Origin of the sequence: Psychrobacter sp. AOP5-GZ1-6 (assembly GCF_052376345.1) — a bacterium.
GTDB lineage: Bacteria > Pseudomonadota > Gammaproteobacteria > Pseudomonadales > Moraxellaceae > Psychrobacter.
In genome coordinates, this window is the sequence record NZ_JBQSVP010000162.1 from 1 (window position 1) to 6,202 (window position 6,202).

5 protein-coding genes are annotated in these 6,202 nt (G+C 41.7%); 4 read left to right on the top strand and 1 reads right to left on the bottom strand.

Features of this window, described 5'->3' with window-relative positions; genetic code table 11:
* Positions 1–300 precede the first annotated feature (300 nt).
* The gene (locus tag ACT3RN_RS14010; RefSeq protein ID WP_192518505.1) at positions 301–663 is read left to right on the top strand and encodes a septal ring lytic transglycosylase RlpA family protein; all 363 of its coding nucleotides are present in this window, start codon (positions 301–303) and stop codon (positions 661–663) included.
* A gap of 108 nt (positions 664–771) precedes the next feature.
* Here the strand turns inward: ACT3RN_RS14010 and ACT3RN_RS14015 are convergent, their stop codons facing one another.
* Positions 772–2,793 carry an ATP-binding cassette domain-containing protein gene (locus ACT3RN_RS14015; RefSeq protein ID WP_192518504.1) on the bottom strand — a complete coding sequence of 674 codons (2,022 nt, stop codon included), beginning with the start codon at positions 2,791–2,793 and terminating at the stop codon, positions 772–774.
* A 425-nt stretch (positions 2,794–3,218) separates the two neighbouring features.
* On the opposite strand from ACT3RN_RS14015, the gene erpA reads away from it, so the two are divergent.
* The 3 genes from erpA to ACT3RN_RS14030 all read left to right on the top strand — a co-directional run bounded on the left by erpA (position 3,219) and on the right by ACT3RN_RS14030 (position 6,127).
* Positions 3,219–3,599: an iron-sulfur cluster insertion protein ErpA gene (gene erpA, locus ACT3RN_RS14020; RefSeq protein WP_192518503.1), complete on the top strand. Its 381-nt coding sequence runs from the start codon at positions 3,219–3,221 to the stop codon at positions 3,597–3,599.
* 343 nt (positions 3,600–3,942) lie between these two features.
* Positions 3,943–5,517, top strand: a complete 1,575-nt coding sequence (gene gshA, locus ACT3RN_RS14025; RefSeq protein ID WP_192518502.1) for a glutamate--cysteine ligase — start codon at positions 3,943–3,945, stop codon at positions 5,515–5,517.
* Positions 5,518–5,599: 82 nt separating this feature from the next.
* Complete coding sequence (locus ACT3RN_RS14030; RefSeq protein ID WP_192518501.1) at positions 5,600–6,127, top strand: disulfide bond formation protein B; 528 nt, start codon at positions 5,600–5,602, stop codon at positions 6,125–6,127.
* The last annotated feature ends 75 nt before the right edge of the window (positions 6,128–6,202 follow it).

The window sequence follows — 6,202 nt, forward strand, 5'->3', positions numbered from 1 at the left end:
AAATATAATAGAGGCTTTTTATATTATGAATATTTTCTTAGAAGGCAGAATTGGCTTTTGTTGCAGCTTTAAAGCAAACAAACCTTATTTATTTTTAATGCAAGAGCAGTAAATGAAAATCACTTATATTAGTAACCTGAAACATATTATAAAATAGACTGAACTCGTGGTTTTTTACAAAATGGTAAGGACGTGGCAAGCTATTTATTGTAAAATATCTATATTATTCATACTCATAGGGAGTACGGATAACATAGGCAAGAGTACCTGTCTATTTTATAAATTGCTTAAAGGTATTAAATGTCTTATTTAATCAGGTCTTTGGTTATCACTTTGTCACTACTACTTAGTACCACTGTTTTTGCTGGCAATACCAGTTATTACGGCAGCAAATTTCACGGTAAACGTACCGCTAGTGGCAGTATCTTCGACATGAACTCATTAACTGCTGCACATCGCACGTTACCGTTCGGCACCAAAGTCCAAGTAACTAACCAAAAGACAAAGCAGAGTGTTATTGTAAAAATTACAGATAGAGGGCCTTTTATTCGAGGTCGTATTCTTGATTTATCAAAAGCCGCTGCTGGTCAAATAAACTGTCAGTTGTGTACAACGACAATGGAAATATTATCTTATGGTGATGGTAAGTACCGTAAGGAATAATGTAATAAAAAGGGAGGGCGATTGCCCTCCCTTTTTTATAACTACCTTTACAAATATCGTTATCAGCTAAAAATAGCTTAACAAACAATATCTACTAAGCCACATCATCTACTCAAGGCCAGCTTCCATTTCCTCTAACGTCGTCATCGATAATAATAATTTTTCTTCATTATCACTATGTTGCTGTTGTAGTGCTGTTTGCTCATTGAGCAGAACAAGCAAATCTGACTTCCGGCTTTCTTCATACAATGTTGTATCCGCCAACTTTTCTTCAAGTACCGCTAGCTGCTTATCAATTTTAGCCAATGATTTTTCTGTACTCTCAATATCACGGCGTATCGGAGCGGTTAGCTTGCGTTGTTCAGCAGCCTGTTTACGCTGGGCATCTTTGCTAAGTGCAGGCTCAGCATTTTTATTCTTTGATGGTGCAGTAGACGCTTTATTGCCTACTTGACTATCAGTTGTTTCACGTGAAACAAACCTTTTACTCTCTTTTTTACTTTTTTTCTTACCTGTGTTTTTATCTTGTGCGTTTTCCTGCTTACGCTTTTCGGCGAGCCATTTACCATAGTCTCCGATATCACCATCAAACTCTTCGATAATACCGTCATGTACCAAGTACAGCTCATCACAAACGTTAGCAATCAGTTCACGATCATGCGAGACCAATACCACTGCGCCTTCAAAACCTTGTAGTGCGATGGTCAATGCTTGACGCATTTGTAAGTCTAAATGGTTGGTTGGCTCATCAAGCACGAGAACGTTTGGGCGCTGCCAAACAATCAAGGCCAATGTCAAACGCGCACGCTCACCACCAGAAAACAGCTCACTAGGGGTATCAATACGATCACCACGGAAATCAAAACTGCCCAAAAATGAACGTAGTATCGCATCCGAAGTCTTACCCGCTAGGCGACGCATCATCTCTATCGGTGTGGCCTTTGCGTCTAAGATGTCCATTTGATGCTGGTTAAAATAGCCTAATTTCAGCGTATCAGATACTCGATACGTGCCTGTTAATATGCCAAGCTCGCCAACCAATGCCTTAATCAGTGTTGATTTACCTGCACCATTCATACCGAGTAAACCCAGACGCGTATCGGGAGTCACCTGCACATTGGCATTGTGCAGCAGTGGTACGTCGCTATAACCAATGTCTGCTTTCGTCAGCTCAATCAGCGGTGAGCTCATATTTGCTGGCTCATAAAAACGGAAGGAGAAAGGGTTTTCTGCCATCATTGGTGACAGCTCCGCCATACGCTCAAGCTGCTTAATACGACTCTGAGCTTGCTTGGCCTTACTGGCTTTCGCACGGAAACGACGAATAAAGTCATCCAAATGTGCCTTAGTCGCTTCTTGCTTCTCAAACGCTTGCTGCTGCTGTGCCATACGCTCATGACGCGTACGAATGAACTGCTGGTAGTTACCTGTGTAGAGCGTGATTTTTTGTTGTTCTACATGAAGGATATGACCAACCGTCGCATCCAAGAATGCCTGATCATGCGAGATGACAATCACCAGACCCATATATGCATTGATCCAAGTCTCTAGCCAAAGAATCGCATCCAAATCCAAATGGTTGGTTGGCTCATCAAGTAACATTAAATCAGCGCGGCTCATCAATGTTTTGGCAAGGTTTAGACGCATGCGCCAGCCACCTGAGAAACCTTCTACTGGTAGCTCATGCTGGCTAGTATTAAAACCCAGTCCCGCCATAATTTGAGCGGCTTTGGTCGGTGTGCGATAGCCATCAATTTCATCAAATTGCTGATGCAATATGCCAATCTGCTCATCACTGACACTGCTCAAATCATTTAACGCGGCATTAATCTCATACCACTGTTCATCGCCACTTAATACATAGTCAACCGCTGTCTGCTTGGTTGCGCCCACTTCCTGTGCCATGTGTGCCACATGCCAGCTATCAGGAATACTTACTTCGCCCCTATCAAGAGTGACTTCGGTATCGCCCGTACCCATTTGCGTCAGTAATAAAGCAAACAAGGTGGATTTGCCAGTGCCATTATTGCCTGTTAAGCCAACTTTGTGACCCGGATGTAGCTGAAAGCTTGCACCGGCAAACAATTCACGACCATCACGGCGAACACCAACGTCTTTAAATTCGATCATATAATTTCTTCATCTCAACAGTAATATAAAATATAAGGCAATAAGAAAAACACACATCTGGCATGTTAACTGCCGGCTATTATTTCAAACGCTTGCTCCATAGGCAAACAATTAAATAACTATTTCAAAACTAAGTATTTATTCATTCATTAAAAGCCAATTCTGATGCATTAAATTCAGTGAGTGACATCACTCTTGACAAACGAATCACTATCCCCATTATGATATACTGCTATAAAGTAAGTACCAACTATATGCTCAACCATTTTGACGGCACCAATATTGTATTTATAATGTGTTAACAGCCTTGCCATAATGACAGCACCCAATTGAATCAAACGCCGTACGTATCTTTATTTGCAACCATTTAATTGCAAACCCAAACAGGACGACGATAGCATTTGATCCTAGCAACTGAGGTAGATATGAACGAATCAGCCAATCAATTTAGTCCAAGCGCCAGCCAACCAGTAGATCCAACCGTATTAAGCCTAACTGACAGTGCTGCACAAAAAGTACGTCGCTTACGTGAAGAAGAAGGTGATAACAACCTTATGCTGCGTGTCTATGTCACTGGCGGTGGCTGTTCAGGTTTTTCTTATGGCTTTAACTTTGCCAATGAGCTAAATGAAGACGATGCCAACTTTGACAATGGGGATGTGACCTTAGTCGTCGACTCACTTAGCTATCAATACCTACAGGGCTCTACCGTTGATTATACCGAAGGCTTAGAAGGTGCGCGCTTTGTCGTGACCAACCCAAATGCTACCACCACTTGTGGCTGTGGTTCATCCTTTTCTATTTGAGTTAACCGCACACATAACTCTTGATCTAAATACCCAAGTTGTTGGCTACAGCGATGCTCAATAACTGAACGCTGTATATCAAAAACCTCTATCTGCTAGGTAGATATTTTTTTATTTGCAGAGGGCTTTAATCAAAGACTGCTTACAAATAATACGGTCTAAATATCCTCTAATATTCAGGCAGACAAGCCATTGTAAAGCTTGTCGTATTTGTAACTATCCGTGGTTTTAAAAGCTGCTTTGAGCTAAACTGACGAAACTCTTAACCCAATATCTACCTCTTTTATGGTCAAGCGCTAGTCGTGTTTTGAACCACCATAATGAATAACAATAGATGACTATTATGACTAATTTTGTGAGTAGCTTTGTTAACTTTGAAATTCCTAACTGGTTTGATAGCAAGCATTTAACAGGCATGCTCCGTGGTATCGAAAAAGAAGGACTGCGTGTCAAACCTGATGGCTACTTGGCTCAAACACCGCATCCGACCAAACTCGGATCAAAACTTACACACCCTTTTATCACCACAGATTATTCAGAAAGCCTACTTGAGCTGATTACCGATCCAAAAGCCTCTCCAAAAGAAACCCTTAACATGTTGCGTCAACTGCACGTACTGGTGTATCAAGCCATGCCAGAAGGTGAGCTGATGTGGCCATTGTCTATGCCATGTATGCTGTCCTCAAATGATGAAGATATTCCACTAGCCGATTATGGCAGCTCTAACACTGGCAAACTTAAAACGCTATATCGTAGTGGTCTGGGTATTCGTTATGGTCGCCGCATGCAAACCATCGCAGGTTTGCATTATAACTTGTCTTTTGGTGACGGACTGTTTGAAGACTGGCAAGCAAAAACACCTACTGCGCAAAGCCAAACGTTGGCAGAGTTTAAAAATGAAAAGTACTTGGGACTTATTCGTAATTTCAAACGACTAACCAGTCTTGTACTGTATTTATTGGGTGCTAGTCCAAGCGTCTGTCCTTGCTTTTTGGCCAATCGTAAGCATGATTTAGAGCAGATGAACAGTTCTACTTATTATAAACCTGCTGCCACCAGCCTGCGTATGGGTAAACTTGGTTATACCAATAGCGTGCAAGAGCAACTCGATATTCGTTACAACTACTTGCCAGAATATGTCGCTGGACTACGCCGTGCGATTCAGACACCACATGAAAGCTTTGCTAAGCTTGGCTTAGATGATGCGGATGGCAATCCTATTCAAATCAATAACCATATCTTACAAATAGAAAATGAATACTACAGCCCTATCCGACCAAAACAAATAGCAATGAGCGGCGAAACACCGACTGAAGCGCTTGAGCGTCGTGGTATCGCTTACGTTGAATTCCGCGCCATTGATTTGGATCCTTATAGTGATGTCGGTATCCGTTTATCTAGTGCTTGTTTCTTAGAAGTAATGGCGCTCTACTGCCTACTTAGCGACTCACCTGACTTGCTACCTGAAGAAGAAGAAACACTCGCGATTAATCTTGAGCGCGTGGTAAACGAAGGTCGTCGCGATAATCTACATATTATCAATAATGGTGAGGAGCAATTACTTGAGAGCTGGATGCTGACACATCTAGAGCGCATGCAACCACTTGCTGCACTACTTGACGCGCATTATGGTGGCAACGACTACCGTACTGCTGTTGCCCTGATGCAAGGTAAAGCTGGACATTCTGAGGCAACCATCTCTGCACAAGTAAACTCTGATAGTCAGCGTTTGGGTAGCTTATGGCGGCTTGGTTTCACCTTAGCACAGCAGCATCGTAAGTCTTTATTACAGCAAACGCTCAGTCCAAATACCCAAGCCAAATACGAAGTACTGGCAGAAAAATCGATACTCCAACAAGCAGATATCGAAAAAGCAGAAACAGAAGATTTTATGGAGTTTTTGCAACAATATCGCTAATTTTGATAATTAGATATTTATAACCATGTTCTGATCAGTATTTAATGTCTGTAGATGACTAATTTATAAGAGTAACTGCCCGATGCTAAAGCTAACCACTTACCGTAACTTGCAAGTATTTTTAGTAATAATGAGCATAGTAGGAATGAGTTTTGCGCTGTTCTTTTTACAGCGCTATTTAGGGTTTTCCCCTTGTCCACTTTGTATTTTCCAACGTATTGGCTTGATTATTATGGGTATTTTTGCCCTAATGTCAGCACTGTTTAATCCAAAATCTAAAATAATCAGACTGCTATTGTGGCTTGGTAGTGTGGCTGGAATAGGCTGGTCTACGGCAGTAGCCGCGCGTCATGTATGGCTACAGCACTTACCTGCCGATCAAGTGCCTTCCTGCGGTCCTGGTCTCGATTATTGGCTAGACACCTTACCAATTCTACAAGTGTTCAAAGAAGTTTTCGCAGGTTCTGGCGAATGCGCTTCTGTTGACTGGACATTCATAGGATTGAGTATTCCTGAGCAGTCTCTGATTTTGTTTAGCGTACTATTGCTAGTACATGTGTTGATACTGTTACATATCATTCGACCAAGCACCAGCAACCGTCTTGGATAATAAACAGTTATGATATGTTAAACATATCACCACGGCAGTGACAGTGACTATTTTTTGGGTAGTACAATGTTAAAA